We start from the raw sequence: 26,254 nt of genomic DNA, 5'->3' as shown, positions 1-26,254 counted from the left end.
TGATTGTCACGCCGCTGTGGCCTAGCCCGACGGCTTTTTCATGCACATGGTACGCGCTCCAGGTGGCGCGGACTTTCTAACTTGCCGCTCCACCCAATTACCCGCTTGTGTCTGTTGCCGCTGAAACCCACCCCCAAACCTCCATTCTCATTATTTACACCGGCGGCACTGTCGGGATGGCTTACAACAAGCGTGGCGAGCTGGTGCCTATGAACTTCGAGCAGATTCGCAAGAAGATGCCGGAGCTGCACCAGCTGAACATGCAGGTGGACGTGACCAACCTCGGGGACCCCATCGACTCCAGCAACGTCACGGCCCAGGACTGGCTGCGGCTGGCCGCCCTCATCCAGGAGAAGTACGACCGGTACGACGGCTTTGTGGTGCTGCACGGCACTGATACCATGGCTTATTCGGCCGCGGCGCTCAGCTTTCTGCTTGAAAACCTGGGCAAGACGGTGGTGTTTACCGGGGCGCAGGTGCCCGTGGGCCGCATCCGCACCGATGCCCGCCGCAATTTGGTAACAGCCCTGGAAATGGCCGCCGCCCGCCACCCCACGGCTGGCACCGTGCGCGTGCCCGAGGTATGCCTGTTCTTCAACGACCAGCTCATCCGGGGCAACCGGGCCAAAAAGGTAGAAAGCCAGCAGTACAACGCCTTTCGCAGCGAAAACTACCCCCCACTGGCCGAAGCGGGGATTGAGCTGGAATTCAACGACAAGCAGATTCGGCTGTTGCCTCCAGCTGCGCTCAAAGTGCATCAGCAGCTAGAGGAAAGCGTGAGTATCGTGCATCTGTTTCCGGGCCTGACGGAACGCATGCTCCGGGCGCAGCTGGAGGCTCCGGGCCTGCGCGGGGCGGTGCTGCTCACCTACGGGGCCGGCAACGCCCCCACGGCGGCCTGGTTTCTGGAGGCCTTGCGCGCCGCCACCGAGCGGGGCTTACTCCTGCTGAATGTGAGCCAGTGTGAGGAAGGCCGCGTAATGCAGGGCCACTACGAAACCAGTGCTTACCTCACCGAGATGGGCGTGCTGGGCGGAGCTGATATTACGGTGGAAGCCGCCATTACCAAACTTATGTTTGTGCTGGCACTCAACGAGAAACCCGACCACCTGCGCCAGCTGCTTACCCAGGACCTGCGCGGCGAAATCACAATAATCTGAGCAAAGGCCCACCCCGGCTTGCGTATCCCGAAAATCGGGTGTTATTTTGCGCCACTTCCCGCAATACCCAGAGAGGTGTCCGAGTGGTTGAAGGAGCACGCCTGGAAAGTGTGTATGGGTCTAAAGCTCATCGTGGGTTCGAATCCCATCCTCTCTGCATTAAAGCCCGTTTGCACGCTGCAAACGGGCTTTTTGTTTCTTGGTTCGTGGTATTCTGACTTCCTCCCGCCTTTGTCACCCAACGGCGGGCTTTTCCGTTGAAGGCCTATTATGAAACGACCCCACGTAATCTGCCACATGATGTCCACGGTGGACGGCAAAATTCTGGCCGCCAACTGGCAGGACCAACAGCTCACCGATACTTATTCCGGCTACTTTGAGAAATACCACGAAACCTTTACCAGCCAGGCCTGGATGTGCGGGCGCGTGACAATGGAGCGCGACTTTTCGGGTGGTGTGCAGCCTGAGTTGCAGCCCGCCCCACATCCCATTGCCCGGGAGCCGTTCGTTGGGGATGCCTCTGCCACTTCCTTCGCCGTGGCCGTGGATGCCCACGGCAAGCTGGGCTGGGACAGCAACACCACCGGCGGCGACCATATCGTGGAGGTGCTCACCGAGCAGGTCAGCGACGAGTATTTGTATTACCTGCAGCGCCAGCGCATTTCCTACCTGTTTGCGGGCAAACAGGAAATCGACTTTGCTTCAGTCCTGACACAATTGGCTGAGTTGTTTCCCATTGAAACGCTGATGCTGGAGGGGGGTGGTCACCTCAACGGCTCTCTGCTCAACGCCGGCCTCATTGACGAATTCAGCCTGCTGGTGCTACCCATTGCCGATGGCACAGCCCAGTCGCCCACCACGTTTGAGGTGAGCGACTACCTGAAAAAAGGCCCTGCCACCCGGCTGTATCTCCAGCAGGTGCAGCAGCTGGACAACGACGTGGTGTGGCTGAAATACCGGTTTCAACAATCCTGAACCTGACCTTCCATGCACATCTGGCTACTGCCCATACAGGGTCTTCTCAGGAGGCAGCGGGCGTACAGAGCCCCACTTTCTGAGCGCACACCGCAAACCAGTTGTTTGGCATTTGCTGAAGGGCTATACCCGTTCTGTGGTGCTCGTCAACCCGTTGAGCCTTGTAATCCGGGAATCATGCTGCCTCGCTTACCGCCGAAGCATGATTCCCGGATGCATGCCAAGCTAAGAACACCGGTAGTTTTGTAGCACGCGCCAGTGAAGCTATTGACGTTGCTACTCGTAGAGCTCCTTGTAGATAAGCAGCGGGTTGCCGGTGACTACCTGCTCGCCCGGCGTCAGGCCACCGCGCAGGAAGCTCACGCCGCCCACCGTGGGACCGGTTTCCACCGCCCGGGTTTCCACCTTCCCCGATTCCTGCAACACCAGTGCGTAGCGGCGGCCGTTGGCAAATACCAGGCTGCCGGCCGGCACGGTGGGCAGCTGTTCGGGCAGGGTGCGGGTGAGCTGCACCTGGGTGTACATGCCAGGCTTGAGCAAATGGCCGGGGTTGAGGAGCCGCACCCGCACCTGCAGGCTCTTGCGGGTAGCGTGCAGTAGGTTGAATACCTTATCAACCTGCCCGGTAAATACCTTATCAGGGTAGGCCAGCGTCCGGATTTCGGCGGGTACGCCCACCCGCACGCCAGCAATGTCGGCCTGGAACACGTCGGCCAGCACCCACACCTCATCCAGGTTGGCCAGGGTGAACAGGGCATCCACCTGTCCCGGGTCAAACTGCATACCGGCGCTGACGTGCTTGGCGGTAATGGTGCCCGCCAGCGGGGCCCGCATCACGTACTGCTCCTGCGTGGCCCCCAATACCGCCTGCTGCTGCTGCACCCGGCGGGTTTCGGCCTGGGCCGTGCGCCACGCCGCCCGGGCCTGGGCCAGCTCCCGCTCCGAGGCCATGCCATCGGCGTGCATCGATTCCGTAGCGGCCAGCTCCCGGCGGGCAGTAGCCAGGTTGATGGCGGCCACCTGGGCTTCCTGGACCAGCCCCGCCACCCGAGTGCTGCGCACCACAGCCAGCACCTGGCCCTTGCTCACCTCGTCGCCCAGCATCACGGGCACCGACTCCACTACGCCCCCGGCCACCGGGTACACGGGAGCCGTGCGGTCGGCATTGGTAACTACCTGTCCACTGAGCTTCAGCCGGGCCTGCACCGGGGCCAGGCGCACGGTATCGGTGGTGAGGTTAGTGAGTCGGGGAGCAGCGGCGGGCGTTACGGTTTCGGTGGCTTCTTCGGAGCAGCTGGCCAGGCCGGAGGGTAGCAGCAACAGGCTGGCGAAGTGGAATAATCGGTTCATGAGGTAAGCAACACAGGTGAGGTGCAAGCTTACGCCGCCGGTATTAGGACCCGGTTAGAAGCGCATTAGAAACGGATTAGAGCGTGAGGATTTGATGAATTTTCTTCCGGATTTTGTAGATGGAGGCCGTAATAAAGAAGGATAGAACGTCATGCAGAGGCGCAGCCGAAGCATCTCGCATGCTGTGTTGTTGGTTCGTAGTAGGGGTTGCACGATGTAGAGACGCAACACTTTGCGTCTCGTCGTTGAACGACACGGTAATGTAGCGTTTGAATAACGTTAGCAGCGACGTGGTAACGCACAATCCAAACAACGTCAGCAACGACGAGACGCAAAATATTGCGTCTCTACATCGTGCAATAACTCCACCTTTCTGCTACAATTCCACCTCTACCACCGTGCCCTGGCCCGGCCGGGAGCTGATGCGTACCTCCCCGCCGTGCAGCTGAATAATCTTGCGGGCCAGCGGCAGCCCCACGCCGTGCCCCACCACCTGCCGGGCGTTATCGGCCCGGAAAAACGGCTGGAAGACCTGCGGCAGGGCTTTTTCACTGATGCCAATGCCGTGGTCCTGCACCCAGATATAGCGCCGGCCGGCCCGGTATTCCAGCCGCACTTCCACCGGCTGGTTGGTGGGGGAGTATTTCAGGGCGTTGTCCAGCAGGTTGGTGAGGGCCCGGCTCAGCAGCTGGCGGTTGCCCAGGATTTCCAGGGCCTCGGCATCCTCCGGCAACTGCCCGAACGTGAGCTGCACCCGGCGGCGCTGCTCCGGCAGCACCGCTTCTCGGGCTTCAGCCAGCAGCTCATCCAGCCGGATTTCGTCGCGGGCCCCGGTGTTGGTTTGGGTGAGGTCGAGCAGGTTGTTGATGAGCAGTTTCAGCTGTTGCAGCTCGTATAGCACCGAGGCCACGCCTTCCCGGTAGGCGGCCGGCTCCCGCTCCCTGTTCAGCAGCACCTGCAGCTCGCCAATGGTGGCCGTGAGGGGGGTGCGCAGCTCGTGCGAGGCATTGCTGACGAAGGTACGCTGCGTCTCAAAACCATCTTCGAGCCGCTCCAGCATGCGGTTGAAGGTGCGGGCCAAACGGGTTATTTCGTCCTGCTCGTGGCTGATGCCTTCGCTCACTCGCAAGTGCAGATCCTGGGTGGTGATGCGGTCCACCTGGTCGTTGACACGGGCAATCGGAGCCAGGGCCTTCCCGGCAAACACCCGGCCGGCCACGTATATCACCACCAGACTTGCCACGAAGATGCTGGCCAGAATCAGCACCAAATGCTCCAGTCGGGCTACGCCGGAGTGGTTTTCCGCGGCAGCCACAATAACGAACTGGCCCTGATTATCGGTGTAAAACAGCCCGATAGCCTGCCGGTTGCCCAGCGTAAAATACACTTCTTTCTCAGTGAGAATCCGCGTCAGCATCCGGTCGGAAATGGCCACGCGCGTATCCTGCTCAATGAAGCGGGGCTGCAGCTTATCGTCGTAAATCTGTAGTACCTCGCCGGTAAGCGTGCGCAGGTAGCGGCGCTGAAACTCCCGGAATGCCTCGGCCCGCAGCTCGTCCTGCTCCAGAAACACGTAACCCGTCACCTCAGCCCGGTCGCGCAGGCGCTGGTGAAATTCCTCGTGGGTGTAATCGGCCTGCAGCAGGTAGATGGTGGTCATCACCGCCAGCAAAATCACCGCCACCACGCCCACAAACAGCCACGTCAATCGGTTCCGGATGGTCATGGGGGAGTGGTGAAGTTGTGAAGGGCAAGCAAAGGACCTAAAAGAACGTCATTCTGAGCGAAGCCGGAGGCGAAGTCGAAGGATGACGTTCTTTTCTCACTTCTCACTCCTGGGCCCGCAGCACGTAGCCCATGCCCACCACCGTGTGAATGAGCTTGCGAGGAAAGGGCTTATCGACTTTGTTGCGCAGGTAGTTCACGTACACATCCACCACGTTGGAGCCGGCGTCGAAGGAGTCTTCCCACACGTCGGCGGCCAGCTCGGCGCGGCTGAGCACGCGGCCGGGGTGGCGCAGCAGCAGCTCCAGCAGCCCAAATTCGCGGGCGGTGAGCTTAAGCGGCTGTCCGGCCCGCGTTACGGTTTTGGCGGCCGAGTCCAGTGTCAGGTCCTCAAAGCTGAGGGCCGAGCCCTTAGCCTGCTGACCGCGCCGCCGCGTAAGGGCCCGCACCCGCGCCACCAGCTCCGGAAAATCGAAAGGCTTTACCAGGTAATCGTCGGCCCCGCCGCCAAAGCCGTGCAGCTTGTCTTGGGTGGTGCCCAGGGCCGTGAGCAGGAGCACCGGCGTCTGCTGATCCTGCGCCCGGATGGCTTCCAGTACCTCCAGCCCGCTGAAATAGGGCAGAATCACGTCCAGAATAATCAGCTCGTAGGAGTGGGAGAGGGCCAGCTGCCGCCCAAAGCGCCCATCGTAGGCCACCTCCACCTCAAATCCTTCTTCTTCCAGCCCCCGCTTTATAAACGCCGATACCTTGGGCTCATCTTCAACCAACAGAATTTTCATGGGGAAATGGTTGAATGGGTGGATTGTTGAATGGGTGAACTGTCATCCTGAGCATGTCGCGCATCAAGCGAGGACGAAGGACCTTACCATATTTGCCTAGTTCAGCATACTTTCCGTTCCGCCACCAGCCGTTCTGCTGTTATAAGGTCCTTCGTCCTCGCTTGATGCGCGACATGCTCAGGATGACAGATTTTCTAATTCAGCTATCCATCCGTTCAACCACCCAACCATCCACCTACCTAGCCCTAGTCCTCATCCTCGTAATCCAGCCCCAGCAGTTGGTTCAGGGCTTGCTGGATTTCGCTGGCGGCGTGCAGCTGCCCGGCTTTGCGGGCCACGCTGAGACCCTTGCGGTAAACTTTTTCGGCTTCTTCGGGCTTTTCCAGCTGTTGCAGCATCTTGCCGGCGTGGTAGTACGTACCCACGTAGTCCGGATGCTCGTCAAGTAGTTTCTGGTAGTACATCATGGCCCGTTCCGGCTCCGTGGCCCGGTATTCGGTGGCCAGCGCGTAGATGGTAAACGCGTCGGTAGGATCATCCTGGTAGAAGGCCAGGAGTTGTTGCAGGCGGCTCGGCGCAGTTTCCATGGGGCGGTAGTTTTGAGTATCTTCGCCCCAAATTTGACACTTTCTCCTAGTATCTTCCATATAAGCAGCCGTAGATGAAGTTTCTCGTTTGCATCAGCAACGTACCCGACACGACCACCAAAATCACGTTCACTCCTGATAATAAGGAGTTTAACAAGGCTGGTGTACAGTTCGTAATCAATCCCTGGGATGAGTATGCACTCACTCGCGCCATTGAGCTGAAAGAAGCCCAGGGTGGCGGCACCGTAACGGTACTCAACGTAGGGGAGGCCGATACTGAGCCCAACATCCGCAAGGCGCTGGCCATCGGGGCCGACGACGCTATCCGCGTGAATGCTCACCCCAAAGATGCCTTCTTTGTAGCCCAGCAGATTGCCAGCATCGCCAAAGACGGTGGCTACGACGTGATTCTGATGGGCAAGGAAAGCATCGACTACAACGGCTTTCAGGTGCACGGCATGGTAGGCGAACTGCTCGGCATTCCCACCGTGGCCCCGGCCATGAAGCTGGATATGAGCGGCAACACCGCCACGCTGGAGCGCGAAATTGAAGGCGGCAAGGAAATCGTGGAAGTAAACACGCCCTTCGTGGCTTCCTGCCAGCAGCCGATGTGCGAGCCCCGCATTCCCAACATGCGCGGCATCATGACGGCCCGCACCAAGCCCCTGAAAGTGGTGGAGCCCACCGCCGACGCCGCCCGTACGGAAGTATCGTCGTACGCGCTGCCCCCGGCCAAGCAAGGCGTGAAGCTCATCCCCGCCGAAAACGCCGGTGAGCTGATCAAACTGCTCCGCAACGAAGCCAAGGTTATCTAAAAAGTAGAATGATGAGTGTTGAATTATGAATGATGAATTGGGTTGGCATTGCTTACGCGGGCTGGCTGCATCATTCGCAAATTCATAATTCATAATTCAACATTCAGCACTCATAACTCTCTGAAAAATGTCTGTACTAGTAGTTGTTGAATGTGACGGCGGCGAGGTAAAGAAATCCTCGCTGGAAGTAGCTTCCTACGGCAGCCAGGTAGCCCAGATGCTGGGCACCACGGCTACGGCCGTAGCCGTGGGTGAAGCCACCGAAGCCAACCTGGCCAAGCTGGGCGAGCAGGGCATCACCAAGGTGCTGCACGACGCCGAGCCCCGCCTCAAGGATTTCGTGAACGGGGCCTACACCAAGCTGATTGCCGCCGCCGCCCAGAAGGAAGATGCTAAAGTCATTGTACTGGCTAACTCCAACATCGGGGCCTCGGTAGGCTCGCGGTTGTCGGTGCGCCTGCAGGCCAGCATTGCCACCAACGTGGTGGAACTGCCCAAAACCGACGGCGGCTCGTTCACGGTGAAGCGCGGTGCCTTCTCGGGTAAAGCCTTTGCTGATGTGAAGCTGGACGGCGACCGGAAAATCATTGCCGTTAAGAAAAACTCCATCGAAGCCCTGCACGAGGCTGGCAAAACCGCTCAGGTAGAGGCCTTCTCGGCTCAGCTGACGGATGCCGACTTCGCCGATGCTCCCAAGCAGGTGGTGATGCAGGACCAGGCCGGCGGCATTCTGCTGCCCGAGGCCGACAAAGTAGTATCGGGTGGCCGCGGCATGAAAGGCCCCGAGAACTGGAACCTCATTGAGGACCTGGCGAAGGCCCTGGGCGCGGCTACGGCCTGCTCCAAGCCAGTATCGGACGTAGATTGGCGCCCTCACCACGAGCACGTGGGCCAGACGGGCATCACCGTGTCGCCGAACCTGTACATTGCCTGCGGTATTTCGGGGGCCATTCAGCACCTGGCCGGGGTGAACTCCTCCAAAGTGATTGTGGTCATCAACAAAGACCCCGAAGCTCCTTTCTTCAAAGCCGCTGATTACGGCATTGTGGGCGACGTGTTTGATGTGCTGCCCAAGCTCACGCAAGCGGTAAAAGAGCTGAACTAATGCGAGTGTGATGTGCGAAATGCGGGAGTGTGCTGCGGCCGTTCCCGTTTTTTGCACATTTTCGCATTCTTCACACTAGCCAATTCACCCAGACCTTCCTTGTGAAAAAAATACCGCTCGAAATCCTGGGCCTCTCGTCCAGCCAGTCGCAGTCGGGTTCTTTCGCCCTCATCCTGGGTGAAAAAACCGGCAACCGGCGTCTGCCGATTATCATCGGCATGTTTGAGGCGCAGAGTATTGCCATCCAGATAGAGAAAATTAACCCGAACCGCCCCCTCACCCACGATTTGTTTAAGTCGTTTGCTGAGCAGGTACACGTGGCTGTTCTGGAAGTACTGATTTCCGATTTGAAGGAAGGCGTTTTCTACTCCAAGATTGTGTGCTCCGATGGGGCCACCACCTTTGAGCTGGACTCGCGTCCTTCTGATGCCATTGCTATTGGCCTGCGTTTCGGTGTGCCCATCTTCACGGTGGAGAGTGTGCTGAGCGAAGCCGGTATCATCCTGTCGGACCTTGATGAAAATGCCGAGGACTCGGATGAGGATGATGACGACGATGAGGATGACGATGCTGGCGACCGGCCCTCGGCGGCTCCGGTGGAGCCCAAGGAGCCTAGTGGGCAGGTATCATTGGATGAGCTGACCAAAATGCTGGCCCAAGCTCTGGAGCGCGAAGATTACGAGAAAGCCGCCAAAATTCGCGACGAGCTCAATAAGCGCAACAACGGCTAATTACCCATTGCGGCAAACCAAAAGCCCCGAACACCCGCCTGGCTGTTCGGGGCTTTTGGTTTGCCGTGGAGGCAGACCTTTTACCTGTTGCTACCTACTTTCTTCATGGAAACACCTACTCCTGATTTACGCTACCCCGTCGGCCACCCCGTATTGCCCGATGAGTCCCTGAACCGGGGTGCCCGCACCGCCTACATGGCCCAGATTGCCACCCTGCCCGATCAAGTGCGGGCGGCCGTGGCGGGCTTCAGCCCGGAGCAACTGGATACGCCCTACCGCCCCGGCGGCTGGACGGTGCGCCAGGTCCTGCATCACCTGCCCGACTCGCACCTCAATGCATACACGCGCTTCCGCTTAGCCCTTACCGAGGATAATCCTACAATTCGTCCTTACGATGAAGCTGCTTGGGCGGAACTGCCGGACGTGGCCACTACGCCGCCCGCCGTATCGTTGGCGCTGCTGGAGGCCCTGCACATCCGCTGGGTGAAGCTGCTGCGCGGCCTGGAGGAAGTTCAGTGGCAGCGCACGTTCTTCCACCCGGAAACCAAGCGTACCTTCACCCTCGACCAGGCTCTGGTGCTGTACGCCTGGCACGGCCGACATCACCTGGCCCATATTGCTGAACTGGTACGCCGGGAGGGCTGGCGGAAGTAGGAAAAGAGAGTTAAGTGATGAGCTATGAATTGTAGTAAAGGAGTAACTATGCTCCTCACCACAATTCATAGCTCATCACTCATTACTCAATTCTCAAATATTAATGGCTTCGTCGGTGGTGGCGGCGGCGAGGCCGCCTTCGGTTTCGTCGTCCACCTTTTTGGCGGCGCGTACCAGGCTGCTGCTGAAGATGAACTCTTTCAGCTCGGGAACCTGGGCATTCAGAATTTCATCCTTGTTGCCGTCCCACAGCTTGAGGCCTTTGTAGAGGAAGATGATATGGTCTCCGATTTCCACCACGGAGTTCATATCGTGGGTTACCACTACGGTGGTGATGCCGTATTCGTGGGTGATTTCGTGGATTAGCTCGTCGATTTTGATACTGGTGAGCGGGTCGAGGCCGGAGTTGGGCTCGTCGCAGAACAGGTAGGTGCAGTTGGGCGCAATGGCGCGGGCAATGCCCACGCGCTTCTTCATACCGCCCGAAATTTCGGAAGGCATCTTCTTACCCGCGTTTTCCAGCCCCACGCGCTTCAGGCAGAACTCTACCCGGTCGCGGCGCTCCTCGCGGGTCATTTCGGGTGTGAGCATCTTCAGCGGAAATTCCACGTTTTCGTACACCGTCATGGAGTCGAACAGGGCCGAGCCCTGAAACAGCATCCCGATTTTGCGGCGGATTTCCTGGCGGATCTGCACCTTGTTGTTGGTGAAAACGGTGCCGTCGAAGGTGATGCTACCCAAATCGGGTTTCATCAACCCCACAATGCACTGCAGCAGTACCGATTTGCCGGTGCCTGAACCGCCGAGCAGCAGGTTGCACTTGCCGGTTTCAAAAGTGCAGGTGATGCCCTTCAGAATCTGGTTGCCGTCGAAGGACTTCTGGACGTTATGAACTTCAATCATGAGAGTAGGAGCTAGAAGCTAGAAGTCAGGAGCCAAGAGAAGAAAAAATCAACTGCTGACTGCTAGCTTCCAACTACTTCTTTTACAGCAGCACTGCCGCCAGTACAAAGTCGGCAATGAGGATGGCAATGATGGAGTTGTTTACGGCCGTGGTGCTGGCATTACCAACTTCCAGGGCACCGCCTTCCGTGAAAAAGCCCTTGAAGGACGAAATAGCCGATACCAGAAAGGCAAATACCACCGATTTGATAAGGGCGAATACAATGTTGTAAGGAATGAAATCGGTGCGAATACCCTCAATGTATTCCTGCGCCGACAGTGCCCCGGTGAGGGAGCCTGCCAGGTAGCCGCCGATGATGGACAGCGCCATGGCCAGCACTACCAGCAGCGGAAACATGAGCATGGAGGCCAGAATGCGCGGAAACACGAGGTACGAGGCCGAGTTGATGCCCATTACCTCCAGCGCCGACACCTGCTCGGTAATGCGCATGGTGCCCAGGCCGCCGGCAATACTGGAGCCCACTTTACCGGCCAGCACAATGCTGGTAATCGTGGGGGCCAACTCCAGAATGGTCATTTCGCGCACCATGTAGCCGATGGTGCTTTTCGGAATCAGGGGGTTGGTGAGGTTGTAGGCAATCTGTACGCAGGTAACCGCCCCAATAAAGGCCGACACGATGGCCACAATGAAGATGGAGTTGATACCGATGACGATGCACTCATCCAGCGTGCGTTGCCACAACACCGCCAGGCGTTCTTTCCGCGTGAGCATGCTCTGAATAAAGAGCAGAAATTCACCGAAGGCTTTGACCATACTATCGAAAAACAAAAGGAAAAGCGAAACTTGCGGCCAGAAAACGCCAGACGGTGTGTAACCCGGGGAAGGTAGCCGCTGTGCTTACGTAAAAACCGCTTCAGCAATCAAAGGAATGCAAAAAAATATCGTTGTTACGGGAGGCACCAAAGGAATTGGGCGGGCACTGGTATTTCGGTTCCTGCGGGCCGGTTATCCGGTCGTTACCTGCGCCCGTTCCCTGGCCGACCTGCAGGAGCTGCAAGCCGCTGCCGCCGAGCTGGTTCCCGGGGCCGTGCTGCACACCTTCGCCGCCGACCTCAGCCAGCGCCCCGATACCGTCCGCTTCACAGACTTTGTGCAGCAGCAGGGTCCGGTGCAGGTGCTCATCAACAACACGGGCTCGTTTATCCCCGGAAGGTTGCAGGATGAGCCCCTGGACGGCTCGCAGCTGCGCCGGATGCTGGACGTGAACCTGCTCAGCGCCTACGACGTGACCCAGGCCCTGCTGCCGGGGCTGCTGGCCCAGCGCAGCGGCTATATCTTCAACATTTGCTCCACGGCCAGCCTTACGGCCTACCCCAACGGGGGCTCTTACGGTATTGCCAAGCACGCGCTGCTGGGCTTCACCCGTAACCTGCGCGAGGAACTGAAAGACGCCGGTATCCGGGTAACGGCCGTGCTGCCGGGGGCCACCCTCACGGCCAGCTGGGAAGGCGTGGACCTGCCCGCCGAGCGGTTCATCCGCGCCGAAGACGTGGCGGAAGCCATTTTCGGGGCCTTTTCCCTGTCGCCGCAGGCCGTGGTAGAGGAACTGCTGATTCGCCCGCAGCTGGGGGATTTGTAGGCGGTAGTTTTCTCGCAGTGGTGCGCGGGTGAAAGGCGCAGGGTTTCGCAGTGTTTGAACGGCCACTGCGAGACCCTGCGAGAAAACAGCCTACTCCGCTATCAGTTTCCCCTTACCCGTAGTCTTCATTTCCAGCTGTGGCCGAAGGCTGTAGAACACGGTGCCGGTGCCCGCGTGCGTGCCCGCCAGCAGCCCCGCCGCACGCGCGTGGATGTTGCCGTTGCTGTCAAAGTTGGTTTGCAGGTACAGGCTTTTAATCGGGAAACCGGCCGCGTACAGGCTGCCGCTGCCGCCTAGGGTGTGGTGCAGCTCCTGCGAGGAGCCCGTCAGGTAGATGTCGCCCAGCTCGTACTGGCTCATGCCCACGTAGTGGCTGCGCAGGTTGAGGTGGTAGTCACCGGAGCCGATGAGGTGGAAGAAAATGGTGTCCTGGCTGAATGTGCCCTCGGTGCGGATATCGGCCTGGCCGCGCAGGAAGGTGCTGGTGATACGGGGCGTGTGCAGCGTTACCTCGCGCGGGGTATCGTAGCGGCGCACCCAGTTGCAGCGGCTGGTGTTGCGGATAATTAGCTCGTCATCCTTGACTTCCAGGCGAATATCATCCTGCAGGTTTTTGCCGGCCCGCACTTCGGCGTAGGTGTCGGTATCCTGCACCACTGTCACCCGCACGTTGTCGTAGGTAGTGAGCACGCGGAAGGGCGGGAGGCTGCGGCGTTCCGTAACAATGCTGCCCGTGCTGGTAAAGCAGCCGGCTTCGTTCTCCTTGCTGCAGCCCGGCAACAGGCCGGCCACCAGGCCCGATACGGCCAGGGCGCGCAAAACCCGCCCCAGCCCGCTAACTTGCATCGTTAAATCTGACCACACCATAAAACCCGGACCTATGGACCTCAGCGGCAAGGTAGCCATTATCACAGGCGTCAGCAAAGGAATCGGGCGGGCCACCGTGGAGCTGCTGCTGGCCCGCGGCATGCAGGTGGCCGGCTGGGGCCGCACCGCCCCTGCCGACTTCAAGCACCCCCGCTTTCTGTTCATCGAGTGTGATATCCGCCAGGAAGCCGAGGTGCAGAAAGCCTACAAGGCCACCGAGAAAGCCCTGGGCAAGGAAATTCACGTGGTGGTGAACAACGCCGGCCTCGGCAACTTCGGCCCCATCGACGGCTTTTCGTCGGAGCAGTGGCACGAGATGTTCGATACCAACGTGCACGGGCTGTTCTACTGCACCCGCGCCGTACTGCCCGCCATGAAAAAGCAGCAGCTGGGCCACATCATCAACGTGGCCTCCCTGGCTGGCACGGCGGGCACAGCCAACCTGGCCGGCTACTGCGCCACCAAGTACGCCGTGCGTGGCTTCTCCGATGCTTTGTTCAAGGAAGTGCGCCCCCAGGGCGTGCGCGTGACCTGCGTGATGCCCGGCTCGGTGGAAACCAACTTCAACGGCAACGAGCCCGGCCAGCAGCCCGACCCGCACAAAATGCAGCCCGAAGACGTAGCCGCCACCATCGTGCACGCACTGGAAGCCCCGCAGACCGTATTGCTCTCGGAAATCCAAATGCGCCCGACGCAGGTAAAGTGAGTTATGACATTAGTAATACTATTATTTCTGCTATGGTACTGCATAAGGCAATGGCGTCAGTCGTTACCGCATCGACGCCGAAGAAAAGGTGTGTTTGTGGTACTGATTGTGTTGTGGGTGCTTATGCAGCTAAGTATTGCAATAACCCCGTTTTTAGCGGTTTATAGCACCTCCTGAATAGTAAAGAGAATGGTAGAAGTACAGAATCTTACGAAAACTTTCGGCCCGCAAACGGCCGTGGACAACGTCAGCTTCTCGGTTGGGAAGGGGGAAATCCTGGGGTTTCTGGGGCCGAACGGGGCCGGTAAGTCCACCACCATGAAAATTGCCACCGGTTACCTGCCGCCCTCTGCGGGCACGGTGGTGGTGGATGGCTTCGACGTGCAAACGACCCCGTTGGAGGTGCGCCGCCGGGTGGGCTACCTGCCCGAGCACAACCCGCTGTACCTGGATATGTACGTGCACGAGTACCTCGAATTCATCGGGGCGGTGCACGGGCTGGGCGGCAGCGCGCTGCGGCAGCGGGTACGCCAGCTGGTAGATAGGGTAGGGCTGGGGCGCGAGCAGAACAAGCAGATCGGGGCCCTTTCGAAAGGCTACCGCCAGCGCGTGGGGCTGGCCCAGGCCCTTATCCACGACCCCGGCGTGCTCATCCTCGACGAGCCCACCACCGGCCTCGACCCGAACCAGATCGGCGAAATCCGCAGCCTGATCCGGGAGCTGGGCCAGGACAAAACGGTCATCTTCAGCACCCACATTCTGCCCGAGGTGGAGGCCCTGTGCAGCCGCGCCGTCATCATCAACCGGGGCCGCTTGGTGGCCGACTCCCCCGTATCGGAGCTAGGAGCCCGCGCCGCCGGCGAAACCATCATCCGCGCCGAGTTTGAGCAGGCCATCGACGTGGCCCCGCTGCGGGCGTTGCCGGGCGTGCTGGCCGTGGAGGCCGAAACCGGCCACACCTACCGCATCCGGGCCCGCGCCGGCGCCGACCAGCGCGGCGCTATTTCGCGCCTGGCCGCTGCTCAGGGCTGGGTGCTGCTGGGCCTGCGCCAGGAAGAACAGCGGCTGGAGCAGGTGTTCCAGGAACTGACGAAGTAGCGTAAGCTTCAGCTTGCGTCCGTTTGCGCCGGAAGGACGGCTATATCTTGGTTCAATAATTCATTCATAGGTCCGCCCCGGCTGCGCGGCCCCTTTCGCAAGCTAAAGCTTACGCTACGTATGCTCGCAATACTTCGCAAAGAATTCAACAGCTTCCTGAACTCGCCCGTGGCTTACGTGGTGCTGGGGGTGTTTCTGGTGGCTACCGGCCTGTTCGTGTGGGTGTTTCCCGACAGCTCGGTGCTCGACTACGGGTTTGCCGATTTGCAGACGCTGTTCAACATTGCCCCCTGGATTTTCCTGTTCCTGATTCCAGCCCTCACCATGCGCACGTTTGCCGAGGAGAAGAAGGCCGGCACCATGGAGCTGCTGCTCACCCGCCCGCTCACCGACGGCCAGATCATCGGGGGCAAGTACTTGGCCTGCCTGCTGCTGGCGTTGCTGGCACTGGTGCCCACGCTGCTCTATTACTACTCGGTGTACCAGCTGGGCAACCCCGCCGGCAACATCGACTCGGCCGCAACGGTGGGCTCCTACCTGGGGCTGGCGCTGCTAGCAGCCGTGTTTGCGGCCATCGGGGTGCTGGCCTCGGCCCTCACGCGGGACCAGATTGTGGCCTTCTTGGCGGCCGTAGTAGGGTGCTTCCTGGTATACTCGGGCTTCGATTCGCTGGCCTCGGTGTTTGATGGCGGCCTGGCCTACTACATCGGGCAGCTGGGCATTGCCGCCCACTACCGCGACTTGGCCAAGGGCCTCATCGACTCCCGCGACCTGCTGTACTTCCTGAGTCTGATTGCCGGCTGCCTGCTGGCCACGCGCCTGGTGCTGCAAAGCCGCAACTGGTAAGGGTTTTTTAGCGGTTAGCTGATGGCAGTTGGCTGTTGGCTTTTCTTAACAGAAAGAGAGGGGTTGGTAGCCAAATTTGGGGGCCGGCCTGACATAAAAAGACATTCGCAAGTGAGTTCAGAACAACAGCCATCAGCTACCAGCCAGCAGCTACCAGCTAATTCGGCATCCGCCAGAAAACGCCGCGACCTGACGCGCTTCGGGGCGGTGCTGCTGGGGCTGCTGCTGCTCAACTTCCTCGGGGGGCTGTACTTCTTCCGCCTCGACCTCACGGAGGAAAAGCGCTACACCATGTCGGCCGCCACCCAGACGTTGCTTTCGGGCCTCAAGCAGCCCGTCACCGTCACGGTGTACCTGGATGGCGACTTTCCGCCGGCCTTCCGCCGACTGCAGCAGTCGGTGCGCGAAACGCTGAACGAAATGCAGGTGCACAGCGGCTCCAACCTGCACTACGTGTTCGTGGACCCCTCGGCGGCCGGCACCGAAAAGGCCCGCAACGAGTACTACCAGACGCTGTTCAAGAAGGGCCTGAGTCCCACCAACCTGGGGGCCAACGAGAACGGCAAGCGCGTGGAGAAAATCATCTTTCCCTGGGCCGTGGTATCGGCCGGCGGCAAGGAGCAGAACGTGCTGCTGCTGCGCGGCAACCAGGCCGCCCCTTCGGATGTGCGCCTCAACCAGAGCATCGAAGGGCTGGAATATGAGCTGGCCTCGGCCATCCGCAAGCTCAACCCCGGCCAGCGCAAGCGCATTGGGGTGGTGGAAGGCCACGGCGAGCTGACCAACGTGGAAGCCGGCGACCTGATCGGCTCCCTGAGCCAGTACTACGACGTGTTCCGGGTGAACCTGGCCCAGTCAAGGCCCGAGGCGCTGCAGACGCTCAGCGCCATCATCGTGGCCAAGCCGGCCGGGGCGTACACCGAGCCCGAGAAGTTCAAGCTCGACCAGTTCATCACCCGGGGCGGCAACGCGCTGTTCTTCGTGGATGCCATGCGCGTGAACCTCGACAGCGCCAGCCGGGGCGGCATGCTGGCCTTCCCCCAGTCGCACAACCTGGATGATTTGCTGTTCAAGTACGGCGTGCGCGTGAACCCCGATCTGCTGCTCGACCTCAACTCCGGCGTAATTCCGCTGGTAACGGGCATGACCGGCAACAAGCCCAAAGTGGAGCCCATGCCCTGGCAGTTCTACCCCCTCATCAACAAGTTCAGCCCGCACCCCATCACCCGCAACCTCGATGCGGTGTACACCAAATTCGTGAGCAGCATGGACACGGTGAAGGCCACCGGCATCCGCAAAACGCCGCTGATGTTCACCTCCCGCTACACCCGGGTGCTGCCCTCGCCGGTGCCCGTGAACCTGAACGACGCCCGCCTGGAGCCCAACCCCAAGCTCTATACCTCCCAGTTTAAGCCCGTGGGCTACCTACTCGAAGGCCAGTTCGGCTCCCTCTACGCCAACCGTGCCGAGCCCGGCACCACCAACTTTCAGCCCGCCACACCCGCCGGGGCCAAGCCCGCCAAAATTCTGGTGGTGTCAGATGGCGACTTCGTGCGCAACGAGGTGGACCCCAAAACCGGCCGGCCCTTCCGTCTGGGCTTCGACCGTCTCGCCAGCACCGAGTTTGCCAACCGCGAGCTGCTGCTCAACGCCGTGGACTACATGCTCGACGAATCGGGCCTGATTGCCGTGCGCGGCAAGCAAATCACCCTGCGCCCCCTCGACAAGCTGCGGGTAGTGGAGGAGCGCCGCCGCTGGCAGCTGCTGAACCTGGGCGCGCCGTTGGTGCTGCTGGCCCTGTTCGGGGCCGTGCGCGCCTGGCGGCGGAAGCGCCGGTACGCGCGGTTTTAGGGTTGGTTTTGCTCCTATTATATCTTCAAAATCGTGCATTCGAGAGTACTAACCGCTTTGTTTCTATTCGGCATGCTCTCCGCGGGATGCAAAGCCAAGCATTCTGCTACGGAAGACTACAATCGGGTACATGATTATGTAGCAAGCCACACTCTGCCACCTGCAACATACCACGCGGGTATGATGATACACGTGTTTCCAGGAGCAACACAGAATAGAGTGTCCGATTCCGTGTGGATGATTCATCAGTACACGATAAAAAAACCTGGCATTTCCTCAAAAGAGGTTTTGGATACCTTTGTAATATCAGGCCGCGGGCACGTGAGCAGATATAACAAGAAGGATATTATTTACAGATGATGCTGCTTGAAAAATAGATGTTGGGTAAATTATGGAGGAGGATCGTATACTTTCACTCCTATGCTAGAGTTTCTATTCGAAGCCATTCTTGCACCCATATTTGGGGAGCTGTTTAACTGGCTGCTATTCACACCCATCGGGATACTGTACATGTTCATCCGGTACCGTGGCAGCGCCCGGCGGCAGCAGGTACTGGCGCAGCAGTACGAGAATGAATACGCCAACGTAGGCCACGTAGTGGTGCTGAATACGGTGGTGGTCGTAATGATACTGGGCCTTTTAGGGCTGGTGGTGGTAGCGCCACTCCTGCATTGGCTCAACAAATAAGGCCCTACCTGAGCCCTGGTCACGCTAGAAAACCCCACGGCCGTTGCGTATCTTTGCCCTCTACCCAACCAAGCCCGAAACGACTCTTCCGTATGAAATTTATCGTCTCGTCTTCCGCCCTGCTCAAGCAGCTCCAGAGCATCAACGGCGTGGTTACGAACAACCCCGTGGTGCCCATTCTGGAGAACTTCCTCTTCGAAATTGAGGACGGCAAGCTGACGATTACCGCCTCCGACCTGGAGACCAGCATGATGACGGAGCTGCCCGTGGAAGCGCGCGAAAGTGGCCGCATTGCCGCACCCGCCCGCATCCTGCTCGATACGCTGAAAAACCTGCCCGACCAGCCCGTGACCTTCACCCTGGACGAGGAAACCTACACCATCGAAATTGCCAGCAGCAACGGCCGCTACAAGCTGGCCGGCGAAAACGCCACCGATTTCCCCCGCGTGCCGGTGGTAAAAGGCTCGGCTCCGGTTGAGATTCCGTCTACCTCGCTGGCCCGGGCCATCAACAAAACCATCTTCGCGGTGAGCACCGACGAGCTGCGCCCCGCCATGACGGGCATTCTGGTGCAGCTGGCCGATAACCAGGTAACCTTCGTGGCCACCGACGGCCACCGCCTGCTGCGCTACCGCCGCTCCGATGTGGGCGCGGGTCAGACCTCGAACATCATCATCCCGCGCAAGGCCTTCAACCTGCTGAAGGGCGCACTGCCCTCCGAGGCTACCACCGTACGCATGGAGTTCAACAGCTCCAACGCCTTCTTCTCCTTCAACCAGATGCGCCTCGTGTGCCGCCTGATTGATGAGCGCTACCCTGATTACGAAAACGTAATTCCGGTGAGTAACCCCAACAAGCTCATCATCAGCCGCCAGGAAATCCTGAATTCGGTGAAGCGCATCAGCATCTACTCCAACAAAACCACTCACCAGGTGCGCCTGCGACTGGCTGGTTCGGAGCTGACGGTTTCGGCCGAAGACCTCGACTTCTCGAACGAAGCCAACGAGAAGCTGGCCTGCCAGTACGACGGTGAGGACATGGAAATCGGCTTCAACGCCAAGTTCCTGCAGGAAATGCTCAGCAACATCGACTCCGAGGAAATCACCCTGGAGCTGAGCACGCCCAACCGCGCCGGCCTGCTCATGCCCACCCTCGCCGACGACAACGAAAGCATCCTGATGCTGGTGATGCCGGTGATGCTCAACAACTACGTGTAAACTTGAATGTTGCGAATGCGAAAAATGTGCTGAATGTGGCTCAAAACCATGTTTAGCACATTTTTCACATTCAGCACATTCCCCACATTTTTCACATTTATGAAGAAGTCTGAAATCCGCTTCAGCATTGCCCTCGACGACCAGAAAGTGCCCGAGGCCATCAGCTGGAGTGCCACCGATGCCGGCCCCGATATTCACTTTGCCAAGGCCATCAACATTGCCCTCTGGGACCGGGATGAGCGTGGCACGATGAAAATCGACTTGTGGACCAAGGAGATGCCCGTGGACGAGATGAAGCGTTTCTACGTGGATACCATGGGCGCTATGGCGGAAAGCATCGTGACGGCCACCAACGACTCCGTAATGGCCACCAAAATGCGCAACCTCTGCCGCGAGCTGATGGACCACATTGAGGAAGAGGAGCGCAAGCAGCGTTAATCAAGCCTACTTATTGTCATTTCGAGCGTAGCGAGGAATCTGGGTTTGTTGTTGAAACCCACTGACAGAAAAACGCAAAAGGCCCCGCCAACTTAGTTGGCGGGGCCTTTTATATAATGCAACAGTGGACTTACTGCCGGGTGCGGGTGGCCGGGGCGGCCGTGGTGCGGGCTGGCCCAATGGTAGCTCCATTGCTGCTGGCCGGCAGCGGGTTCTGCACCGAGTTTACGAAGATGGCATTGGCCGCTTTGGAGCCATAGTCCATGCTGAACGTGTTGTAGGTGCGGCGCGAGTCGTAGTAGCTGCTATACTGGTCGGTACTGAGTACCGCTTGCAGCTCCTTGTCACGCTCCTTGCACACGGCGTCGCACTGCTCTTTGATGAGTTTCGCGTTGCCGGCGTTTTTTTGGTTGATGGCCACTATTTTGGCCTGTTTGTCCTCGTTGATGGCTTGCAGGCGGGTTTTCTGGTAACCGTTCAGGCGCAGGTCGCGGGCCATTTGGTCGGAAAGCTGACGGGCGTGCTCCTGGAAAGGGTTGAGGCGGGGCGAAGGCTGGGTTTTATCCTGCGGGGCCAGCGCGGGCTTCTGCTGGGCGTGGGCCCCGAGCGAAGCAACGAGCATAGCAGCCGCAGCGGCAAGTTTCTTGGTCATGATATCGGGCAGTTCGGTTCAGGAAAGGACCGGCAGCTTTTCAACGCATCAGAAAGCCGCGGGCTCTTACTTTCTAACGAAAAATTGTGCCAGCTAGTTTACTACAACCTTAAAAACCACAGTGCAAAGCATATTTCGGGAAGTAGCAACGCCGCTACACCTTGGCAGGTACAGCGGCGTCACGAGTGCCGGAAAAACTGTTTTCAGAGTCCTAAAATTGGTTTTTCCACATCATAGATTCCACTGGCTTTACTGTCCGCTCGTTGTACTTGGCGTTGGGCTTGCGGTTGTAGAAATTCTCCACATCGCCCTGCACGGTAAAGTAGATAAGCTGGCCCACGGGCATGCCGTAGTACACGCGCACGGGCATGGATACGCTGATTTCCAGGGTCCAAGTGTTGCAGAAACCAATGTCGCCTTTGCCAGCGGTAGCGTGAATATCAATGCCCAGGCGGCCGACGCTGCTCTTGCCTTCGAGGAAAGGCACGTGAGCGTGGGTTTCGGTGTACTCGTCGGTTACGCCCAGGTACAGCGTGCCGGGCTGTAGCACGAAGCCTTCCTCCGGAATCTCAAACACGTCGATTTCATTGTGCTTGCGGGCGTCCAGCACCGCGTCGCGGTAGGTGGCCAGGTAGCGGCCCAGGTGCACATCGTAGGAGTTTGTCCCGAGGCAGCTCCGGTCGTAGGGTTCAATGACAATGGTGCCCCGCTCCATTTCGGCGAGAATCTGCTGATCGGTGAGAATCATGAAAAGAGAGTTGAATGATGAGTGCTGAAGTATGAATGACGTAAGAGTTAGTTGCCCGCGCCGCTGATACAGGCGGATTTCATAACTCAGCATTCACAATTCATAATGATTACGCTACTCCTCGTCCTCGTACCGGTCTTCGGGCAGGGGGGCGCGACGACGGGGGCGGGGGGCAACTGGCTCGGCGTCGCTGAGCGCATCGAGGCGACTGCGCAGGTCGGGCAGCACACTGGTTATCAGGTACAGCAGCAGCAGAAATGAGCCGCTGGCCAGCATCAGCGTCAGGTAGTCCATCCAGTCGTGGCGAGGAGCTATATCGAGGGGGCGGGGAGCCGCGTAGCCCGCCTCAGGTACCGAGGCCAGGGATGCTTCCGGGACGGGCTGCGGGTCCTCCGCGGCGGCGGCCGGGGTGGTGGTTTCACCGTCGGCGGGCGGCACGGCAGCGGCATCAGCGGCCAGGTCCTCAGGAGCGGGGTCCTCGGAGGCGTTGAACTGGGCGGCACCCTGTTTGATGTAGCGCTGAAGGCTGCGGATAAGGGCCACGCGCTCATCGCGCGGCAGCACCCGGATGAAGAACTCGAAGTTGCGGTCCACCAGAATAGAGTTCAATTCCTTCTCAAACTCCACCAGGTCGGTGCGGCCCTTGCCGAAGCGGCTCTTGTAGCGGGCCGAAATATCGTTGTAGTTGTGAAACAGCTTCTTGAGGTCGTCGCGACCGGGGAAATTATTGAATTCCTGACGGGCCTTCACGGTGCGCAGCGAAGCCGGGAACTTGCCCCGGGCAAACGACTTATCGTACACGGTTTCCATCGTGCGGAAGTTCAGTTCGTCCACGGTCCGGTCAAACAGGCGCTTGTTGGCCGCGGCGGGCGTTTCCATCTGGGCGCGGAGCGGGCCGGGCACAACAAGCCACAACAGCAACACGAGCGGCAGCAACCGACGAAATTGGAACATACGGGCGACAGAAATTTCGCGCAAAGGTAGCTCTTGAGAGTGGAGGTATGAGTTTTGAATGATGAGTTTTGAATTACACCGTTCGGCCCTGCCAGGTTTGGGAAGGCGCATTGCCGTTGGCTCGTTGTCATTCAGACCATTCCCCCAAGCTGGCCGTGCAAATTCATACCGCATAACTCAACATTCATCATTCCTTCCTACCCGTGGGCTTCCTGCATCGATTCGCGGCAGGCGGTGAGGTAGAGGTCCACGAGGTCGTCGGTTATGGCGGTGCTCACGAACAGGGCCTCGTACTGGGCCGGGGCCAGGTAGATGCCGCGGTGCAGCATGGCCCGGAAGTAGCGCCCAAAGGCCTCGGTGTCGGAAGCTTTGGCCGATTCCAGGTCTGTTACAGGCTGATCGGTGAAGAACACGCTGAACATGGAGCCTACCTGGTTTACGGTGTAGTTCAGGCCCAGCTCCTGGCAAATCTGGCGGGTGCCGTCGGCAATGCGGGTGGTGGTGCGGTTCAGCTCATCGTACAGCTCGGGGTGCTGCTGCAGGTACGTCAGCTGGGCAATACCGGCGGCGGTGGCAATGGGGTTGCCCGAGAGCGTGCCCGCCTGGTACACCTTGCCGGCCGGGGCCACATTGTCCATAATATCCTGACGGCCCCCGTAGGCCCCCACCGGCATGCCGCCCCCAATGATTTTGCCCAGCGTGGTCATGTCGGGCGTGATGCCGTACATCTCCTGCGCGCCGCCGCGGGCCAGGCGGAAGCCGGTCATCACCTCGTCAAAAATCAGCACAATACCGTGGCGGGTGCACAGCTCGCGCAGGCCCTGCAGGTAGCCTTCGGCGGGAGCTACCAGGCCCATATTGCCCACCACTGGCTCCAGAATAAGGGCAGCCACCTGGCCGTCGTTGGCGGCAATGATGCGCTCCACGGCGGGCAGGTCGTTGTAGGGCACCGTGAGGGTGTCCTGGGCCACGCCCTGGGTGACGCCCGGCGAATCGGGTGCGCCCAGAGTGAGGGCCCCCGAGCCGGCGGCAATCAGGAAGGAGTCGCCGTGGCCGTGGTAGCAGCCCTCAAACTTGATGATTTTGTTGCGGCCGGTGTAGCCCCGCGCCACCCGAATGGCCGACATGGTGGCCTCGGTGCCGGAGTTTACCAGCCGGACTTTCTCAATGCTGGGCACCATCTGCTTGATGAGCTCGGCCATTTCCACCTCGCGGCGGGTGGGGGCCCCGAACGACAGGGAATTGCCAATGGCCTGCTGCACAGCGTCCAGCACAATTTCCGGGGCGTGGCCCAGAATCATGGGCCCCCAGGAGTTGATAAAATCCAGGTACCGGTTGCCGTCCACGTCGGTCAGCCACGCCCCTTTGGCCGACTGCATAAATACCGGGTGGCCGCCCACGGCCCGGAAGGCCCGCACCGGCGAATTTACTCCGCCCGGAATATGGTCTTTAGCCCGCGTGAATAAAGCGTCGGAAGTGGCCAGGGAATATGGAGTAGCGGGTACTGCAGCTTGAGACATGAGAGCGGGAAACTGAGGAAGATATGCAGTGAAACAGAAAACGAAACAGCGAGTAACGGGCATCTCACTACTCAATACCCATTACGCTATACCAAAAGTAACCTACCGGATGCCCACTGGGTTCAGCACTTCTATTTCCAGCCGTTCCAGCTTGGTGAGGGGCACGTACTGGTTGTCGTGGGTGCCGCCGGGATAACCGATGCCCTGGAATACCGCGCCCGACACGGGGCCGCCGTTGGCCAGCTGCTGCTGGAAGGCCGCCCCATTCTGGTGCAGCACGTTGCCGAAGTAGTACAGCAGCTCGAAACCGGTGAAGGCAAATACGGAAGGCGGCAGGTTCTGGCGCTGAGTGTACAATTGCTTAAAGCGGCGCACGCCGGGGTTGGTTTTGTCGAGGAACTTGGGGTGCACGAAGTACACGTCGCGCGCGTCCAGCTGGCCCAGCCCGATGCGGTTGTTATCCAGCCAGGAGGCGTAGGCAATAACCGGGGTGCGGGCGGCCTGCAGCTTCAGGGCGCTGAGCACGTAGGGGCCGGCACCTTTTCCATCGGATGCCACCACCAGGTGGCCAATGGATTTCAACTCCACGTCGCCAAGGGCGGCCGAGAGGCTTTCCTGCACATCGGAGTTGATGCGGCGCAGCTGCAGCACTTTGCCGCCCAGGGCCTCGTAGGCCTGCTTGTAGGCCTGGCCGAAAGCGGTTTCGTCCTTGGTATCCTCGTAGAGCACCACGGCCGTGCGGGGGCCGCCCAGGCGGGTGTAGGCAAACTGCGCGGCCTGCCGGGCCTGAGTGGCGGTGCTGGGCTCGAACAGGTAGTGCCAGGGGTTATCCAGTACCAGGTCGGCATCCTGCGAGAGAGGGTTTACCACGGCAATCTGGTGCTGCTGCGCGTAGCGGGCCAGAATCTTGGAGCCCGACTTGTACACCGGCCCAATGATCAGGTCCAGGCCGGCTACTTCGGGCAGGGCTAGCACCTGTTTCAGCTGCAGCGTATCGGCCCCGGTATCATAGGCAAACAGCTGCACCGGATGGCCTTCCCGCTGCAACGAGTCCTGGGCCAGCCGCAGGCCGGCGTACAGGTCGGTTACGAACTGGTTTTTGCGGCGCTTCTCCCAGCTGGTATCGTCAAACTCGAAGGGCAGCAGTACGCCAATGTTATAGGTGCTCTTGCGGGCCGGGCGGGGGCGGGGGGTGTAGCGGGCAGGCTCCAGCCGAAACTGCTGAATCAGTTGGGCCAGCTGGTCTTTATCCGCGTCGGTGTACCAGCCGCCGTTGGCCAGCTTATCGGCGTAAGCGCGGGCCAGGGCCGGCTCCTGGGGGTAGGTCTTCAGCAGGCCCTGAAAAGTAGCCTTATCCCGGATACGCGGCAGGTACTGGGCCTTCATATTCTCCCGCTCGGTGGCGAGGCGGCCTTCCGGCACCTGGGCCAGCACGCGCAGGGCGTTGTCGAAATCTCCCTGCTCAAAGGACAGTTGGCCCTGCAGGAAAAAGGCTTCGGGCAGGTTGGGCCACTGCGGGTACTCGTTGCGCAGCAGGTTGAGCATCTGCTCAGCCTCGGCCCACTTTTTGGCCCGGCTGGCGGCCACGGCGTACAGGTAAGCGGCCTCGGGGGCCTTGCTGAACTTGCCGGCAGGGGCCGTTAGCGGCTCCAGCTCCTGCATGGCCAACTCGTAGCGGGTCTGGTCGAGGAGGGTTTTGCCGTTGCGGTAGCGCACGTTCGGGTCGGCGGAGCCGAGGTTGGGGGGCAGGGGCGGACCGGTGGGTTTAGGGGCGGCTGGCCGCGGAGCTGTGGCAGCGGCCGGGGAGGAGCTGGTTTTAGCCGGCGTAGTAGCGGGCTTGGCCGTGGTGGGAGAGGGACTCTTCGCCGGGCTTACGGGGGCGGTTCGGGCCGAAGTTGAGGTAGCTGGTTTGGCGGGTACGGCGGCCGGCCTGGGAGTGGCCGCGGCAGGTACGGCGGGCTTTTTAGCGGGCGTTTGCTGGGCCACGCCGGGCACCGACGCACTCAAACCAACACACAATACCGCAGCAGGCAGCAAAGCAGAAAACCTCATACACCGAAAAAACAAATAGAAGCAGGCGGGAGAAACCCGGGAGCCGCAACCGGCGCGACTCGCGGGACAAAGGTACGCAGTTGCCGCGGGGAAGGTGCGGACCTTGGTCAGTAAGGCGGCAAGACAGTATTTTCCGGGCAGAATACTATAGGTGGGAATCTCGGCGTTACCACATCCGCTTCAAACTCCCG

The 26,254-nt window shown here is 59.8% G+C and carries 26 protein-coding genes and 1 tRNA gene; 15 read left to right on the top strand and 12 right to left on the bottom strand.

The genetic code is table 11. The features are described 5' to 3' along the window. Positions 1–107 precede the first annotated feature (107 nt). From ACN19L_RS05070 to ACN19L_RS05060, 3 genes are all read left to right on the top strand, one after another. Positions 108–1,160, top strand: a complete 1,053-nt coding sequence (locus tag ACN19L_RS05070) for a type I asparaginase (protein ID WP_426492444.1) — start codon at positions 108–110, stop codon at positions 1,158–1,160. A 69-nt stretch (positions 1,161–1,229) separates the two neighbouring features. Then, a tRNA-Ser gene (locus ACN19L_RS05065) sits at positions 1,230–1,317 on the top strand. Between the two features lie 113 nt (positions 1,318–1,430). Continuing rightward, entirely contained in the window at positions 1,431–2,135 is a 705-nt protein-coding gene (locus ACN19L_RS05060; protein ID WP_426492443.1) for a RibD family protein, read from the top strand. Between the two features lie 276 nt (positions 2,136–2,411). Here ACN19L_RS05060 and ACN19L_RS05055 read toward each other — a convergent pair whose 3' ends face one another. From ACN19L_RS05055 to ACN19L_RS05040, 4 genes are all read right to left on the bottom strand, one after another. Next, the gene (locus tag ACN19L_RS05055; protein ID WP_426492442.1) at positions 2,412–3,485 is read right to left on the bottom strand and encodes an efflux RND transporter periplasmic adaptor subunit; all 1,074 of its coding nucleotides are present in this window, start codon (positions 3,483–3,485) and stop codon (positions 2,412–2,414) included. A 376-nt stretch (positions 3,486–3,861) separates the two neighbouring features. Beyond that, entirely contained in the window at positions 3,862–5,211 is a 1,350-nt protein-coding gene (locus tag ACN19L_RS05050; protein WP_426492441.1) for an ATP-binding protein, read from the bottom strand. A 103-nt stretch (positions 5,212–5,314) separates the two neighbouring features. Continuing rightward, on the bottom strand, positions 5,315–5,992 hold the full coding sequence (locus ACN19L_RS05045; RefSeq protein WP_426492440.1) for a response regulator: 678 nt from the start codon (positions 5,990–5,992) through the stop codon (positions 5,315–5,317). A gap of 245 nt (positions 5,993–6,237) precedes the next feature. Beyond that, positions 6,238–6,579, bottom strand: coding sequence for a tetratricopeptide repeat protein (locus ACN19L_RS05040; protein ID WP_426492439.1), 342 nt, complete (start codon positions 6,577–6,579; stop codon positions 6,238–6,240). A gap of 74 nt (positions 6,580–6,653) precedes the next feature. On the opposite strand from ACN19L_RS05040, the gene ACN19L_RS05035 reads away from it, so the two are divergent. The 4 genes from ACN19L_RS05035 to ACN19L_RS05020 all read left to right on the top strand — a co-directional run bounded on the left by ACN19L_RS05035 (position 6,654) and on the right by ACN19L_RS05020 (position 9,884). Beyond that, positions 6,654–7,394, top strand: coding sequence for an electron transfer flavoprotein subunit beta/FixA family protein (locus tag ACN19L_RS05035; RefSeq protein WP_426492438.1), 741 nt, complete (start codon positions 6,654–6,656; stop codon positions 7,392–7,394). Between the two features lie 127 nt (positions 7,395–7,521). Next, a complete protein-coding gene (locus tag ACN19L_RS05030; RefSeq protein WP_125432573.1) occupies positions 7,522–8,499 on the top strand; it encodes an electron transfer flavoprotein subunit alpha/FixB family protein in 978 nt (325 codons plus the stop codon). A 101-nt stretch (positions 8,500–8,600) separates the two neighbouring features. Continuing rightward, positions 8,601–9,230: a bifunctional nuclease domain-containing protein gene (locus ACN19L_RS05025; protein ID WP_426492437.1), complete on the top strand. Its 630-nt coding sequence runs from the start codon at positions 8,601–8,603 to the stop codon at positions 9,228–9,230. Between the two features lie 105 nt (positions 9,231–9,335). Beyond that, positions 9,336–9,884, top strand: coding sequence for a YfiT family bacillithiol transferase (locus ACN19L_RS05020; RefSeq protein ID WP_426492436.1), 549 nt, complete (start codon positions 9,336–9,338; stop codon positions 9,882–9,884). A gap of 93 nt (positions 9,885–9,977) precedes the next feature. On the opposite strand, the gene ACN19L_RS05015 is transcribed toward ACN19L_RS05020, so the two are convergent. Further along, complete coding sequence (locus ACN19L_RS05015) at positions 9,978–10,787, bottom strand: ABC transporter ATP-binding protein (protein WP_426492435.1); 810 nt, start codon at positions 10,785–10,787, stop codon at positions 9,978–9,980. Between the two features lie 82 nt (positions 10,788–10,869). After that, positions 10,870–11,601 carry an MlaE family ABC transporter permease gene (locus tag ACN19L_RS05010; RefSeq protein WP_426492434.1) on the bottom strand — a complete coding sequence of 244 codons (732 nt, stop codon included), beginning with the start codon at positions 11,599–11,601 and terminating at the stop codon, positions 10,870–10,872. 115 nt (positions 11,602–11,716) lie between these two features. On the opposite strand from ACN19L_RS05010, the gene ACN19L_RS05005 reads away from it, so the two are divergent. After that, the gene (locus tag ACN19L_RS05005; protein WP_426492433.1) at positions 11,717–12,427 is read left to right on the top strand and encodes an SDR family oxidoreductase; all 711 of its coding nucleotides are present in this window, start codon (positions 11,717–11,719) and stop codon (positions 12,425–12,427) included. Positions 12,428–12,517: 90 nt separating this feature from the next. Here the strand turns inward: ACN19L_RS05005 and ACN19L_RS05000 are convergent, their stop codons facing one another. Next, positions 12,518–13,273, bottom strand: a complete 756-nt coding sequence (locus ACN19L_RS05000) for a GIN domain-containing protein (RefSeq protein ID WP_426492432.1) — start codon at positions 13,271–13,273, stop codon at positions 12,518–12,520. A 34-nt stretch (positions 13,274–13,307) separates the two neighbouring features. Between ACN19L_RS05000 and ACN19L_RS04995 the strand changes: the two genes are divergently transcribed. The 7 genes from ACN19L_RS04995 (at position 13,308) to gldC (ending at position 20,137) form a co-directional block, all read left to right on the top strand. After that, the gene (locus ACN19L_RS04995; protein ID WP_426492431.1) at positions 13,308–14,000 is read left to right on the top strand and encodes an SDR family oxidoreductase; all 693 of its coding nucleotides are present in this window, start codon (positions 13,308–13,310) and stop codon (positions 13,998–14,000) included. A gap of 189 nt (positions 14,001–14,189) precedes the next feature. Next, positions 14,190–15,098: a gliding motility-associated ABC transporter ATP-binding subunit GldA gene (gene gldA / locus ACN19L_RS04990; protein ID WP_426492430.1), complete on the top strand. Its 909-nt coding sequence runs from the start codon at positions 14,190–14,192 to the stop codon at positions 15,096–15,098. Between the two features lie 120 nt (positions 15,099–15,218). Further along, positions 15,219–15,944, top strand: a complete 726-nt coding sequence (gene gldF, locus ACN19L_RS04985) for a gliding motility-associated ABC transporter permease subunit GldF (protein ID WP_125419811.1) — start codon at positions 15,219–15,221, stop codon at positions 15,942–15,944. A 111-nt stretch (positions 15,945–16,055) separates the two neighbouring features. Next, complete coding sequence (gene gldG, locus ACN19L_RS04980; RefSeq protein ID WP_426492429.1) at positions 16,056–17,795, top strand: gliding motility-associated ABC transporter substrate-binding protein GldG; 1,740 nt, start codon at positions 16,056–16,058, stop codon at positions 17,793–17,795. A 420-nt stretch (positions 17,796–18,215) separates the two neighbouring features. After that, the gene (locus ACN19L_RS04975) at positions 18,216–18,482 is read left to right on the top strand and encodes a hypothetical protein (RefSeq protein WP_426492428.1); all 267 of its coding nucleotides are present in this window, start codon (positions 18,216–18,218) and stop codon (positions 18,480–18,482) included. A gap of 92 nt (positions 18,483–18,574) precedes the next feature. Beyond that, positions 18,575–19,699, top strand: coding sequence for a DNA polymerase III subunit beta (gene dnaN / locus ACN19L_RS04970; RefSeq protein ID WP_044002528.1), 1,125 nt, complete (start codon positions 18,575–18,577; stop codon positions 19,697–19,699). A 99-nt stretch (positions 19,700–19,798) separates the two neighbouring features. Then, positions 19,799–20,137 (top strand): gliding motility protein GldC, encoded by a 339-nt coding sequence (gene gldC, locus ACN19L_RS04965; RefSeq protein WP_426492427.1) that lies wholly within the window; start codon positions 19,799–19,801, stop codon positions 20,135–20,137. 130 nt (positions 20,138–20,267) lie between these two features. Here gldC and ACN19L_RS04960 read toward each other — a convergent pair whose 3' ends face one another. The 5 genes from ACN19L_RS04960 to ACN19L_RS04940 form a co-directional block, all read right to left on the bottom strand. After that, positions 20,268–20,789, bottom strand: coding sequence for a hypothetical protein (locus tag ACN19L_RS04960; RefSeq protein WP_426492426.1), 522 nt, complete (start codon positions 20,787–20,789; stop codon positions 20,268–20,270). 211 nt (positions 20,790–21,000) lie between these two features. Beyond that, positions 21,001–21,537 carry a dCTP deaminase gene (gene dcd, locus ACN19L_RS04955; RefSeq protein ID WP_426492425.1) on the bottom strand — a complete coding sequence of 179 codons (537 nt, stop codon included), beginning with the start codon at positions 21,535–21,537 and terminating at the stop codon, positions 21,001–21,003. Between the two features lie 114 nt (positions 21,538–21,651). Then, the gene (locus tag ACN19L_RS04950) at positions 21,652–22,491 is read right to left on the bottom strand and encodes a hypothetical protein (protein WP_426492424.1); all 840 of its coding nucleotides are present in this window, start codon (positions 22,489–22,491) and stop codon (positions 21,652–21,654) included. A 197-nt stretch (positions 22,492–22,688) separates the two neighbouring features. Further along, entirely contained in the window at positions 22,689–24,011 is a 1,323-nt protein-coding gene (gene hemL, locus ACN19L_RS04945) for a glutamate-1-semialdehyde 2,1-aminomutase (protein WP_426492423.1), read from the bottom strand. A gap of 102 nt (positions 24,012–24,113) precedes the next feature. Continuing rightward, positions 24,114–26,063 carry an ABC transporter substrate-binding protein gene (locus ACN19L_RS04940; protein ID WP_426492422.1) on the bottom strand — a complete coding sequence of 650 codons (1,950 nt, stop codon included), beginning with the start codon at positions 26,061–26,063 and terminating at the stop codon, positions 24,114–24,116. Positions 26,064–26,254: the final 191 nt, after the last annotated feature.

The organism is Hymenobacter sp. 102 (genome assembly GCF_049949205.1).
Lineage (GTDB): Bacteria > Bacteroidota > Bacteroidia > Cytophagales > Hymenobacteraceae > Hymenobacter.
Note: the sequence above shows the minus strand (reverse complement) of the source record. Positions and strands in the feature narration are given on the sequence as shown.